General features: G+C 74.6%; 10 protein-coding genes and 1 pseudogene. 3 read left to right on the forward strand and 8 right to left on the reverse strand.

Going from position 1 to position 12,365, the window contains the following annotated elements; all coding sequences use genetic code 11:
• Positions 1–973, reverse strand: a 973-nt coding sequence (locus AC0CYZ_RS03255; RefSeq protein WP_472212297.1) for a serine hydrolase domain-containing protein, incomplete at its 3' end; no start/stop codon positions are given.
• A gap of 245 nt (positions 974–1,218) precedes the next feature.
• Here AC0CYZ_RS03255 and AC0CYZ_RS03260 point away from each other — a divergent pair.
• Complete coding sequence (locus AC0CYZ_RS03260; protein WP_472212315.1) at positions 1,219–3,093, forward strand: acetoacetate--CoA ligase; 1,875 nt, start codon at positions 1,219–1,221, stop codon at positions 3,091–3,093.
• Between the two features lie 41 nt (positions 3,094–3,134).
• Here AC0CYZ_RS03260 and AC0CYZ_RS03265 read toward each other — a convergent pair whose 3' ends face one another.
• Complete coding sequence (locus tag AC0CYZ_RS03265; protein WP_472212299.1) at positions 3,135–4,277, reverse strand: acetyl-CoA C-acyltransferase; 1,143 nt, start codon at positions 4,275–4,277, stop codon at positions 3,135–3,137.
• 288 nt (positions 4,278–4,565) lie between these two features.
• Between AC0CYZ_RS03265 and AC0CYZ_RS03270 the strand changes: the two genes are divergently transcribed.
• Together AC0CYZ_RS03270 and AC0CYZ_RS03275 are read left to right on the forward strand one after the other, a co-directional pair.
• Positions 4,566–5,969: a serine/threonine-protein kinase gene (locus tag AC0CYZ_RS03270; protein ID WP_472212301.1), complete on the forward strand. Its 1,404-nt coding sequence runs from the start codon at positions 4,566–4,568 to the stop codon at positions 5,967–5,969.
• A 126-nt stretch (positions 5,970–6,095) separates the two neighbouring features.
• Positions 6,096–6,413, forward strand: coding sequence for a hypothetical protein (locus AC0CYZ_RS03275; RefSeq protein ID WP_472212303.1), 318 nt, complete (start codon positions 6,096–6,098; stop codon positions 6,411–6,413).
• Here AC0CYZ_RS03275 and AC0CYZ_RS03280 read toward each other — a convergent pair.
• The 6 genes and pseudogenes from AC0CYZ_RS03280 to AC0CYZ_RS03305 form a co-directional block, all read right to left on the reverse strand.
• Entirely contained in the window at positions 6,400–6,789 is a 390-nt protein-coding gene (locus tag AC0CYZ_RS03280; RefSeq protein ID WP_472212305.1) for a DUF3099 domain-containing protein, read from the reverse strand. The genes AC0CYZ_RS03275 and AC0CYZ_RS03280 overlap by 14 nt on opposite strands.
• A gap of 143 nt (positions 6,790–6,932) precedes the next feature.
• Positions 6,933–7,943: an NAD-dependent epimerase/dehydratase family protein gene (locus tag AC0CYZ_RS03285; protein ID WP_472212307.1), complete on the reverse strand. Its 1,011-nt coding sequence runs from the start codon at positions 7,941–7,943 to the stop codon at positions 6,933–6,935.
• Positions 7,940–9,589, reverse strand: a complete 1,650-nt coding sequence (locus AC0CYZ_RS03290) for a fatty acid CoA ligase family protein (protein ID WP_472212309.1) — start codon at positions 9,587–9,589, stop codon at positions 7,940–7,942. Before AC0CYZ_RS03290 ends, AC0CYZ_RS03285 begins: the two co-directional genes overlap by 4 nt.
• Positions 9,586–10,482: an alpha/beta fold hydrolase gene (locus AC0CYZ_RS03295; protein WP_472212311.1), complete on the reverse strand. Its 897-nt coding sequence runs from the start codon at positions 10,480–10,482 to the stop codon at positions 9,586–9,588. Before AC0CYZ_RS03295 ends, AC0CYZ_RS03290 begins: the two co-directional genes overlap by 4 nt.
• Entirely contained in the window at positions 10,479–11,507 is a 1,029-nt protein-coding gene (locus tag AC0CYZ_RS03300; RefSeq protein ID WP_472212313.1) for a 3-oxoacyl-ACP synthase III, read from the reverse strand. The genes AC0CYZ_RS03295 and AC0CYZ_RS03300 overlap by 4 nt, the downstream gene beginning before the upstream one ends.
• Positions 11,508–11,730: 223 nt before the next feature.
• Positions 11,731–12,365, reverse strand: a pseudogene (locus AC0CYZ_RS03305) (DUF222 domain-containing protein); the annotation flags it as partial.

The following is a 12,365-nucleotide window of genomic DNA, read 5'->3' on the forward strand; positions in this document are numbered from 1 at the left end:
GCAGCAGACCCCAGCCCCACTTGCGATTCGGGCCGTAGACGAAGTCGCAGCTGTGCACCGGGGAGGCCGTGGAGACGCGTTCGGGCACGGACAGGTCGCCGATCTGGTTGGTGAACGCCTCGGCGACGGTCTCGGCGGCCAGGATGCGTGTCCCGCTGAACACGCCCCCGGCAAGCAGCATCCGGGTGAACCGCAGGTAGTCCTGGGGCGTGGAGTACAGGCCGTGGCCGCCGGTCCAGTAGTCCGGTGCGGGCGGCAGGTCGGTGTCGCTGGCGACCCAACCGCCGCCCTCGGCCGGGAAGTGCAGGGCGACCCTGCGCTCCCGCCGTTCGGAGTCCAGCGCGAAGCCGGTGTCGACCATCCCGAGCGGGCCGGTGATGTGCTCGGCGAAGTACGTGTCCAGCCGCTGGCCGGCAACCTCCTCGACGACCCGGCCGAGCCAGTCGGTGTTGATCCCGTACTCGAAGCGCGTGCCCGGGTCGGCGACGAGCGGGGCCTGGAAGGCGGCCATGTCGCCGGGCACGACGTTGGGCAGCCCGGTCACCGACTCGTACCGCGCGAGGTCGGCGTTCCAGAACCAGTAGGACAGCCCCGAGGTGTGGGTGAGGAGGTGCTTGACGGTCGCGCGGCTCGCTGGGGCCCGCAGCCGCGGGGTGTCGCCGTCGAAGCCGTCGAGCACCTGGAGGTCGGCGAACTCGGGGACGTAGGTCTCGACGGGGGCCGCGAGGTCGAGACGGCCCTGCTCGACCTGCTGCAGCGCCGCCGTCGTCGCGACCATCTTCGTCATCGACATGATCCGGAAGTGGGTGCTCGTGGAGACCGGCTCACCGCTGCCGGTCACGCGCTCGCCCGCGGCCCCCTCGTAGAAGACGCCGTCGCGGTCGGCCGCGATGGCCGCCACGTGGGGTACCGCGCGGTCCTCGACCGCCGCCTGCAGGACCTTGTCGATTCCGGAACCGTCGAACGTGGACACCAGCTGACCTCCGTCGGTCTCACGTGCCCCGGGCTGGAGCACCGTGTTGCGCCGCTCACATCAAAGCAAGTGGCCTGCACCACGTCGAGACACGTCAGGTGACACCGGGTCCTCGCGGGCCGTCGGGGCGGGACCGCATGATGACGACCGTGAGCACCGCCGCCGGGCAGGAGAGCCAGCACGACGGGAGCGGGCGGGGCGAGATCCTCCGACCTGTCCCCGACGACGCCGTCACGGCGACCCGCATGGGCTGCTTCCTCACGGCGGCCCTCGGACCGGGCGACTACCGGGCGCTGCACCGGTGGTCGGTCGACGACCCGGAGGCGTTCTGGCGCGCCGTCATCGCCTTCTTCGAGCTGCAGGTCGACGACCTCACGACGGTGCTCGCCGACGCCGCGATGCCGGGCGCGCGCTGGCTGCCCGGGGCGCGGCTGTCCTACTCCGCCCACGCGCTGCGTCCGGAGTGGACCGGACCCGCCGTCGTCGGGATCTCGCAGACCCGGGAGCGGGTGGAGCTCTCCTTCGACGACCTGCGTGACCAGGTGGCCCGGGCCCGCGCCGGGCTGGTCCGGCTCGGCGTCGGGTCGGGCGACCGCGTGGCCGGGTACCTGCCGCACGTCCCGGAGACGATCGTCGCCTTCCTCGCGGCGGCGTCGCTCGGGGCGGTGTGGGTGTCGTGCCCGCCGGAGTTCGGCCCGCGCGCCGTGGTGGACCGGCTGGGGCAGGTGGAGCCGACGGTGCTGCTCGCCGTCGACGGGACGCGCTGGGGCGGACGCGCGATCGACCGGTCCGATCAGCTCGCCGAGATCCGCGACGCCCTCCCCTCGCTGCGCGCGACGGTGTTCCTGCCCTACCTCGACCCCGACGCGGCCACCCCGCCCGGCGCGACGACCTGGGCGGAGCTGCTGGCCGAGCCGGGGCCGCTCGAACACACGCCGGTCGCCTTCGACCACCCGCTCTACGTGCTGTTCTCCTCGGGCACGACGGGCCTGCCGAAGCCGATCGTGCACGGGCACGGCGGCATCGTGCTCGAGCACCACAAGGCCGTCGGACTGCACAACGACGTCCGTCCGGGCGACCGGTTCTTCTGGTACTCGACCACCGGCTGGATCATGTGGAACTACGGGGTCTCGGCGCTGCTCGTCGGCGCCACCGTGGTCTGCTTCGACGGCAACCCGGCCTGGCCGGACACCGACGCGATGTGGGCGATGGCGGAGGCGGAGCGGCTCACGCAGTTCGGCACCTCGGCGTCGTTCCTGATGATGTGCCGGGAGGCGGGCCTGCACCCGGGCGGGGACCACGACCTGGGCGCGCTGCGGATGCTCGGTTCCACCGGGTCGCCGCTGCCGGCGGAGGGCTTCCGGTGGGCCGCGGAGACGTTCGGCCCCGAGGTGCTGGTCAACTCGACGTCGGGCGGCACCGACGTCGCCAGCGGGTTCGTCGGCGCGGCGCCGTTGCTGCCGGTGCGGGCCGGGGAGATCCCGGGACCGATGCTCGGCGTCGACGTGCACGCCTTCGACGAGGACGGCCGCGACCTGCACGGCGAGCCCGGCGAGCTGGTGATCACCGCGCCGATGCCGTCGATGCCGGTGGCGCTGTGGGGGGACGACGACGGCGAGCGGATGCGCTCGACGTGGTTCGAGCGGTTCCCCGGCGTCTGGACCCAGGGCGACTGGATCACCGTGTACGACGACGGCGGGTGCGTCATCAGCGGCCGTTCCGACGCGACGCTGAACCGCGGCGGGGTACGGCTCGGGACGGCGGACTTCTACACCGTGGTCGAGGACGTGGAGGGCGTGGCCGACAGCCTCGTCGTGCACCTCGAGGACTCCGTCGGTGGCGCCGGGACGCTGGTGCTCCTGCTCGTGGGCGGCCCCGACCGACCGGCGCTCGAGGCCGAGATCGTGCGGCGGCTGCGCAGCGAGATGTCCCCGCGGCACGCCCCGGACGAGATCGCGTGGGTCGACGCGCTCCCCCGGACGCTCTCGGGCAAGAAGCTCGAGACGCCGGTCAAGCGGCTGCTGCGCGGAGCGGACCCGGCGACGGTCGCCAGCCGCGACTCACTGGCCGACCCGGCGGCGCTCGACGCGGTGGTCGAGTGGGTGCGCACCCGCACGTGAACGGATGTGGTCGCCGGGGCGGCGAGGATCGTTCACCTGCGTCAGCACCGCTCGATGATCGTCGCGTTCGACTGGCCGCCGCCCTCGCACATCACCTGCAGCCCCCGGGTGCCCCCGGTGCGCCGGAGCTCGTGGACGAGCTTGGTGGCGAGCACCGCGCCGGTCGCGCCGAGCGGGTGGCCCATGGCGATGGCCCCGCCGTTGACGTTACTGCGCTCCAGCGACGCCCCGGTGTCGTGCGCCCAGGCGAGCACGACCGACGCGAAGGCCTCGTTGCACTCGAAGAGGTCGATGTCGTCGATCGTCAGCCCGGCCCGCTTCAGGACGGCCTGCGTCGCGGGGATGGGGCCGGTCAACATGAGCACCGGGTCCTCCCCGACGACGGCGAGGGTGGAGACCTTCGCGACCGGCGTCAGGCCGTGCGTGCGGACCGCGGCCTCGGAGGCCACCAGCAGCGCCGCCGCGCCCACGCTGACCTGTGACGACACCGCCGCAGTCAGCCGGTAGCCCTCGCGCAGCGCCGGCAGCGTCGCCATCTTCTCCCGGTCGACGGTGGGGCGGATGCCCTCGTCGCGGTCCAGGCCGTTCAGGGGCGCGATCTGGGCGGTGAACCGGCCCTCGTCGGTCGCGGCCGCGGCGCGCCGGTGGCTCTCGACCGCGAACTCCTCCATGCGCTCCCGGCTGATGTCCCAGCGCTCCGCGATCAGCTGGGCACCGCGGAACTGGCTGATCTCCTGCTCGCCGTACCGCTCGATCCACCCGGCCCCCTCGCGGCGGGTGCCCATGCTCTTCAGCACCGGGGCGTTGGCGTCGATCGGCACGATCGCCATGTTCTCCACGCCCGCCGCGACGACGAGGTCCTGCGTGCCCGAGAGGACCGCCTGGGCCGCGAAGTGCAGGGCCTGCTGCGACGAGCCGCACGCCCGGTTGATCGTGGTGCCGGGGACGTGCTCGGGCAGGCCGGCCGAGAGCCACGCGGTGCGCCCGATGACCCCGGCCTGCGGTCCGAGCTGGGTCACGCAGCCCATGAGGACGTCCTCGACGGCGCCCGGGTCGATCCCGGTGCGCTCCATCAGCGCGGTCAGGGCGTGCGCGCCGAGGTCGGCGGGGTGGACGTCGGCGAGGGCGCCCTTGCGGGTCCCGACCGGCGTGCGGACGGCGTCGACGATGTAGGCCTCGGCCACGGTGCCTCCCGGCGTCGTGCGGTGGTGTCCGTCGTTCAGTGTCGGTGGTGTCACGACCTGGCGCGAGACCGGTGCGCGGGCCGGAGGAGGCGTACCGTCGATCAGTAGTGGAAGTGGCATCCCACGTGTGCGGATCCGGAATGGCGGGCACGCCCAGTCGACGGTGCACCCCGCGGCGCCGTGTCCTGCCGGACGTGGCCGCGTCCGTGCTGCTCGCTTGCCTGAACGGGGGCACCTGTGCTCGAGGACGGTCGCGAGAGCGTTCCCTGTGCCGACCACGTCGACGTCGTGGCCGGTCGGTACCGGCTCGGCCCGGTCCTGCGTCGCTCCGGGGGCTGTTGCGCCCACCGCGCCTACGACGAGCTGCTGCAGCGCACGGTCCGCGTGACCCTCGTGGAGTCCGGCCCGACACAGGAGTCGTCCTTCTCGCTGCGCCCGCAGGGATGGCACGATCGCGACCCCGAGGTCGCCGAGCTCTTCGACGCGGGCCACGAGCACGACCGGCTCTTCCTCGTCACCCACCACCCCGACGAGCCGACCCTCGCAGAGACCACCCCGCCCGGCGGGCTCGACCTGGGCCAGCTGCGCGAACTGGGCACCGCGGTCGCCACCGCCCTCGCCCCCCGGCACCAGCGCGGCGCCGCCCACGGCGGGCTCGGGGCCGGCACCGTCGCGTTCACCCCGCACGGGGCGTCGTTGGCCGAGTTCGGGCTCCTGCCCTGGCTCGCGCGGTGGGGCGACGTGCCCGTCACGCCGCCGTACGTCGCGCCGGAGCAGCGCATCGGGGTCGACCCGGGACCGGCGACCGACGTCTACGCCCTCGGGCGGCTGCTCGGCGAGCTCGCGCCCGACCACGGGCTGCGCCCCGGGCTACGGGCCCTGCTCACCGAGATGACCGCGGAGGACCCGACCGCGCGGCCCTCCATGGACGAGGTGCGGCGTCGCCTCACCGCTCGGGTGTGCCGCCGGCCGGCGACGAGGACGGCGAAGCGTCGCCTCGGGCTGGCCGCAGCCGCGTGCTGCCTGGTCGGCCTGGGTGTGGGCCTCTCGGCGTTCGCCGGCGAGGTCCCCGCCGTCGGCAGCGACGGCGCCACGCTCGCCGCGACGGCAGCCGTCCCGACGCCCGTGATCCCGCTCGGCCCGCTGCTTGCCCCGACGGTGTCCGCCGGCGACGTCGTCGTCAGCGAACGCTCCGGCACCACGGCCGCCGCGACGCGCAGCACGTCGAGCGGCAGCGCGTCCGCCACCACGGACCCCACGGACCCCGACCCGGTCGAGTCCCCCCGCGTCGTCGACGCGGCGGACCGGACCTCCACCAGGTCGCACGACCAGGGCGGGTCCGACGCCGACTCCGCCCCCCGGCCGTCCCGCACCACGGCGCCCGACCAGGACCAGCACCAGCCCGGCCAGGACCAGGCCCCGTCCTCGGCGCCGACGCGACCCACCGCGAAGGGCGGCGCCGGGTCGAGCGACGGCGGGTCGGGCGACGGCGTCACCCGGCACCACGGCGTCCTCACCCAGATCGGGTCCTCGCTCGGGCACCACGGGCAGCGCGGATCCGGTGACGACGGCACGAGCCGGTCCGTCGACCGCGGGTCCCGGACGGGCAACACCCACGAGGCCGGGCAGAAAGCGACGAACCGCACACTCCTCGGCACGGACCTGGCCGATCCGGGGTCGGACTCCTCCTGACGCGGCCGTCGCCGCCCGCACCCGCACCAGCGACGTGCCGCCGGCTGCCCACGCCCGGGCCGCCGACCGCACCACCGGTCCGTCGTCCGGGATCTCCCGCCCGGTCCGGTCCGTAGCGTCGGGTGGATGACCCCCAGACGCTCAGCAGGACTGCCCGGCGCGGGATGGGTCCGGCCCTGGTTCCAGCTCGTCGAGATCGCGGTCTCGGCCCCGGTCGTGATCACCTACCGCACGGGCCGGCTCGTGGCGGGTGGCTGGCCCCCGGACGCGCGGGAGCGCCGCGAGCTCGTGCGGATGGTCCGCGAGAAGGCCGAGGCGTTCGCGTCGATCGGCGTGGCCGCGGTGACCACCCCGCCGCGCGACGCCGCCCGCACGCTGGGCGGCGTCGTCGGCCCCGTGCACCGCACCGTGGTGGGCAACCGCAAGCGGCTCAGCGGCTGGTGACGGGGCGGGCGGTGACGACGCGGTCGGCCGCCGCATCGGCGCCGCCGTCGATGACGACCACCGGCTCGAGCTCGCCGCGGACGGTCGTCGTCGACAGCGGGCGCACGTCGGCGCGGTAGCGGGCGACCTTCTCGGCCTTGCGGGGCGGCCCGTCGTTGGCGATGAGGACCGCGACCCACGGCAGCGGGACCGAGGCGATCACGAGGACCGCGGCGGCGATCGTCCACCCGAAGCCGAGGGCGAGGACGCCGGCGAGGACGAGGCACGGGATGCGCATCGCCATGAGCAGCGAGTAGCGGCGACGGCGGGCGGCGAACTGCTCCGCGAGGGAGACGGGCGCTCCGGTGATCAGGACGGTGTTCTGGTGCCGACGCACGTCGGCCTCCTCTCCGGGCTCCGTTGCCCGGTCGGACTGCCGGTCACGAGGACGTTCCGAACCGGCATCAGGAACAACACCACCGGCCCGACGCACCATCCGCCACGGGTGCGCGACGGCCGGTGTCACCGGTCACCGGCCGGTCACGCGGCGGTGCGCAACGACTCGGCGAGCCGCGCGAAGCCCTCCTCGAGCGGGACGCGCGGCACGTAGCCGAGGTCGCGGCGCGCGGCGCCGATGTCGAACCAGTGCGCCGTGGCCAGCTGCCGGGCGAGGAAGCGGGTCATCGGCGGGTCTCCGACGTCACCGAACACGCCCACCCGTTCCAGCACCCGCCACACCGACTCCACCGCCGCACCCGCGGCGACGGCCACGGGCAGCGGGACGGTGCCGTGCACCGGCTCGAGCCCGCCGGCGACGACGATGCCGTTGACGAGCTCGTGCACCGGGCGCGGGTCGCCGGAGGTGATGAAGTACGGCCGCCCGGCGCAGGGCGCTCCGGGTGCGAGGTGATCGGCGGCGTCCAGATGGGCCCGGACGGCGTCGTCGACGTAGGTCGTGTCGATCACCGCGGACCCGTCGCCGACGAAGCGCAGCCGGCCGGCCCGGGCGCGCGCGAGGATCCGCGGCACGAGCTGCGTGTCGCCGGGACCCCAGACCAGGTGGGGGCGCAGCGCGACGGTGGCGAGGTCCGGCCCGTTCGCGGCGAGCACGAGCCGCTCGGCCTCGGCCTTGGTCTCCGGGTAGGCCGAGTCGAAGTGCGTGGCGTAGGGCAGCGACTCGTCGCCGCCGTGGATGTCGCCGCCGCTGTGCACCACGCTCGGCGTGCTGGTGAAGACGACCTTCTCGACACCCGCGGTGCGGCACGCGTCGAGCAGCACCCGCGTGCCCTCGACGTTGCTGTGCCGGAACGCCGCGTCGTCGCCCCAGTACCCGGCCTTGGCCGCCACGTGGAACACCACGTCCGCCCCCGCGAGCGCCCGCGCGCACGCCGCCGGGTCGGTGAGGTCCCCGCGGACCGTCGTCACCCCGCGCTCGCGCAGCGCCGGGTAGTCCCCCCGGGCGAGGCTGGTGACGTCGTCGCCGCGGGCGAGCAGCGCGTCCACGACGCCCCCGCCGAGGAACCCGCCACCGCCGGTGACGAGCGCCTTCACGCCGGGTCCCCGACGCCCAGCTCGGCCGCCGCCCACCGCGCGAGCGCCGGGCGGTCGATCTTCGAGTTGTGCCGTGGGTCGACGGGCAGCCCGGGGTGCTCGAGGAGCGTCGTGATCGACCGGGTCCGTGGATCGGCGGCGGCCACCGCGCCCAGCTCCCGCCGGACCGCGGCGCTCATCCGGGCGCCGTCGAGCATCTCGACGACCGCGACCGGGGTCTGCGCCCCGGCCGGACCGACCCCGACGAGCGCGGTGCGCCGCACCCCCGGGTGGTGGTTGAGGACCTCCTCGCACGGCACGCTGTAGAGCGGGCCGTCCGCGGTGTGCACCACGTGGGCGACGCGGCCGGCGAACCAGAGCCGGCCCGCGGCGTCGTGCGAGGCGAGGTCGCCGGTGCGGTGCGCAAGCTCGCCGTCCCACCACAGCTTCGCGGCGGCCGTGGCCTCGGGTCGGTCGGCGTAGGCGGGGCTCACGACGGGGCCGCGGACCACGACCTCACCGATCTCGCCCGGCGCCACGTGGCGATCGGGGGTGAGGGTGTCCACCGGGCCGTCGGTGACGCGCATCAGGGCGACGTCGACGCCGGGCACGGGGCGTCCGACGCAGATGCCGTCGTCGGGCAGCGTCAGCAGTTCGTCGCTGCCGATGGTCGCGACGGGCAGCGCCTCGGTCGCGCCGTAGGGGGTGTGGACCTGCGCGCCGGGCGCGAGCAGCGCGAGCACGCGGCGCTGGACGTCCCGCGGCACGGGGGCGCCCGCGGAGATCACCTGGCGCAGGGCGGGCAGGTGCGTGCCCGGGGCGGCGCCGCGCCCGAGCCGGTCGAGCACGGCGGGCGAGCCGAACATGACCGTCGCACCGGTTTCCCGCGCGGCCCGGACGACCCGGGCGGGGACGACCTTCGCCGGCTTCGTCGGGTCCATGCGGGGCACCACGGTCGTCATGCCGAGGGCCGGGCCGAACAACGCGAACGGCGGGAAGGTGGCGACGTTGACGTCGCCGGGGCCGAGGCCGTAGAGGTCGCGGACGAGCGCGGCCTGGGCGAGCAGCCCGTCCTCGTGGTGCTCGACGCCCTTGGGCGGGCCGGTGCTCCCGCTGGTGAACAGGATCGCGGCGGGCGTGCCGTCGGGCCGCGGGACCGGCGCGCGCGGCCCGCGTCGGGACCCCTCGCGCTCGAGGCGGCGCAGTGAGCGGGTGCCGGGCACGGCCACCGGACCGGCCGACACCGCGATCCGGGCGTCCGGGCACCAGCGCAGCAGGCGCCGCGCGAGGTGGGCCTGCGCGACCCCGACGAACGCCTCGGGCGCGGCCTCGCCGAGGCAGTCGCGCACCCGGGCGAGCCCGATGCCGGGGTCGACGACGACGGGCACCGCGCGGACGCGCAGCAGGGCGTAGGCGATCACGAAGAAGTCGGCGTGCGGCGGCACGAGCAGCGCGGTGCGCGTGCCGGGGCCGACGCCCGCGGCGAGCAGGCCCGACGCAGCGTCCGCCACCCGGTGCTCCAGGTCCCCGAAGGTGACGGTCCGGGTCGCGCCCGAGAGCAGGGACCCGGGCGCGGGCAGCACGAGCGCGGGGGCGTCGGGGCGCGCGGCGGCGTGCGCGGCCAGCATGCCGTCGAGGGTCGTCGTCCCCGCCTCGGCGGTGCTCACCGCGGGGCCGCCAGGAACGTGCGGACCCGCGGCACGATCGCCGCGGCGGCGTCCTCGAGGACGTAGTGCCCGGCGTCGGGGTAGCGGTGCACCTCGGCGTGGGGCAGGTAGGCCTCGAGGTGGGCGAGGATGCCGGCGTCGAACACCGGGTCCTTCATCCCCCAGTGGACCTGCACCGGGTGGCCGTCGAGCAGCGGGAGGCGCTCGGCGAGCCGGGCGAGCACCGGGTGCGCCGGGTCGGACGGCCCGGTGGGGATGTCCTGGACGAAGGCGTGCACCGCGACGCGGTGCGCCGGGCTGTCGTAGGGGGCGAGCAGCCCGCGGCGGGCCTCGGCGTCGAGGACCCAGCGGCCGCTGCCCAGGGTCAGCGCCCCGAGCGAGAACGCGTTGAGCCGCCGCACGGCCACGTCGCCGATGACCGGCAGCCGCGCGGCCTGCAACGACCACGGGATGCGCTTGTCGGCGGGCAGCGGGAACGCGCCGGTGTTCAGGACGACGACCTTGTCCACCTGGTCGAGGTGCTCCACGGCCCAGGACAGGCCGATCGGGCCGCCCCAGTCGTGCACGACGAGGTGGAGCGGCTCGTCGAGGTCGAGGTGCTCGACGAAGGCGGTGAGGTCGGCGACCCGCCGGGCGAGGGTGTGCGGGTACTCGGCGAGGGCCGGCTTGTCGGAGCGGCCCATGCCGATGTGATCCGGCGCGATCGCACGGAAGCCGTCGCCGGGCAGCGTCGAGAGCAGCGAGCGCCAGTAGAACGACCAGGTCGGGTTGCCGTGGACGTGCAGCACCGGCGGTCCGGTTCCCTCGTCGACGTAGGCCATCATGTGGCCGTCGATGTCGACGGCCTTCTGGATGAAGTCGAAGCCCGGCAGGGCCGTCGTCGGGGCGCTCACCAGATCACCTCGGCGGCCGCGGCGTTGATCCCGCTGCCGACGCCCATGAGCATCACGCGGGTGCCGTCGACGACGGTGCCGTCCTCGACCGCCTTGGACAGCACGGTCGGCACCCCGGCCGGGCCGGTGTTGCCGAAGCGGGGGAACTGCGAGGGGAACCGGTCGCGGTCGAGTCCGAGCTGCTCGGACACCGCGCGGGTGTGCACCTTGCTGACCTGGTGCAGGCAGTAGACGTCGTAGCTGTCGGTGTCCCAGTCGAACGCCGCGACCGCGTCCTTCCAGGCGCGCCCCGCGAGCTCCATGCCGGCCATCAGCAGGCCCTTGGAGTCGGTGCGCATCTCGTCGGCCTGCCCGACGCACAGCTGCGAGTTGCCCTTCGTGCTGGCCCGGCCGAGCCCGCCGAGGTAGCGGTGCCCGCCCGGCCCGTCGGCGCGGCTGAGCACCATCCCCACCGCGCCCGAGCCGACGGTCAGCGTGGCGAACTGCTCGTGGAACATCGCGCGGGTCGAGTCGTCGGCGGCCAACCGGGCGATCGTCGATTCCATCGCGAATCGGCTGGTCTCGCCCGCGACCACGAGTCCGTGGTCGATCTCCCCCGAGGAGATCATCGTGGAGACGAGGTTCATCCCGTTGAGGAATCCGAGGCACGCATTGCCCAGATCGAAGTTGATGGCCTCCGGGGACAATTCCATCCGACCGTGGACGATGCTGGCCGTCGACGGTTCGAGGTGGTCGCGGCTGACCGAGGTGTTGATCAGCGCACCGATCTCGTCGCGGTCCACCCCGCTGCGCGCCAAGGCCTCCTCGCCGGCCCGCGCGGCCACCTCGCTCGGCACGGTGCCCTCGTCCCACACGCGGCGCTCGGCGATGCCGGAGAGCTTCTCGAGCAGGCCGGGCGTGATCCGCAGGCGGGCCAAGGTGCCGGCGAGACGGGTCTCGAGGTCGGTGGAGGTGACCACGTGCGGCGCGTCGACGTGCGCCAGCCCGGTGATCACGACGTCGTCGTAGCGCTGTGCCGCTCTCATGGAACCGACCATGCGGGAGGCCCGCCATTTCCGCCAATTCGCGGTTTCGTGCTACCGATGATCACGCTAACTTCGGTAACAGGAACGACGAGTCAGCGAGCTGGGCCGAACGGCCGCACCGCGGGTGGAATACTCCGCGGTAATCATGGAATCGCACCCTACGGCACTACCGACGCGTACGGCGCCGGGCCCGGTGCGACATATCCGATAGTCGCCGGGCGGCTCAGGGTCCGGCGCGGCTGGTGTAGGTGTGTCCGGTCGGGGTGGTGGTCCGCACGGTGTGGGGCTGGTCGCCGAGCCCGTCGTGGACGACCTCGACCGCCCAGCCCGGCATCTCCCGCACGAAGTTCCCCCGGGCGCAGACCCCGCGGCCGTTGGTGAAGCTGGTCGGCCCACCAGCCCTCGACTGCGTGATGTGGTCGTGGTGGCGGATCGGGGCGTCGCAGAACGGGTCGCGGCAGCGGCCCCCGTCGCGCAGGTCGATCAGCTGCGCGAGGAACCCGTCGAAGCGCCGCCGCTGGGACTCTCCCCCGACCAGGGCGCCGGTCTCGGGGTGGGCGAACAACCGCCGCCACCACCGCTTCCCCGCGGTGGAGCGCAGCAGGTCCCGCACGATCCCGGCCGGCAGTGGGCCGTGCCCGACCAGCTCCCCGGTGGCGGGACTCTCGGGATCGATGAGTGCGTCGAGGGGTAGCACGATCCCGACCTCGACGTCGACGTCCTGGGCGCGGGCCTGCCCGGTGAGCCGCTCCACGAGGGTGTCGGCCATGACCTGGTCCCGGCTGCGGCCGTCCCCGGCGGCCACGGTGGCGTCGGCGTGCTTGCGGAGGGCAGCCAGGCAGGCGACGCCTTGTTCGA

Source organism: Actinomycetospora sp., from assembly GCF_055612215.1.